Annotated in this window: 1 protein-coding gene; it reads left to right on the top strand. The window is 34.5% G+C overall.

Annotated features, from left to right (window positions below; translation table 11 throughout):
- On the top strand, positions 1–443 hold a 443-nt coding region (locus FUA24_RS25105; RefSeq protein ID WP_246146993.1), incomplete at both ends, for a GEVED domain-containing protein.

Genomic DNA, 443 nt, shown 5'->3' with positions numbered 1-443 from the left:
AATTTAATACTATAAATCAAACATCTGCAAAACCCAGTGGTTATAGCAATTACACTAACGTATCAACAGATGTAAACAGAAACGACACGTATAATTTAACCGTAAGAGTTAACACCGATGGTGATTTTACCACTAACACACGTGTGTGGATAGATTGGAACCAAAACTGTAGTTTTGATGATGCTGGCGAAACATACAATTTAGGCGATGCAACCAATGTAGCTAATGGTGCAACCCAAAACAGTAGCCTACCTATTTTAGTGCCTAATAACGCTGTAATAGGCAATACAATTATGCGTGTATCTACTAAATTTAAAGATGATGGTTTGCCAACAACTTGTGAAAATGGTTTTGATGGTGAAGTTGAAGATTACACCATTAATATTGTTGGCTCAAGTGATTCGTATGATACATCAATTACGTTAGTTAACTTTAATACTATT

Source organism: Seonamhaeicola marinus, from assembly GCF_008085455.1.
This window is presented reverse-complemented; position numbering and strand designations above follow the sequence as displayed.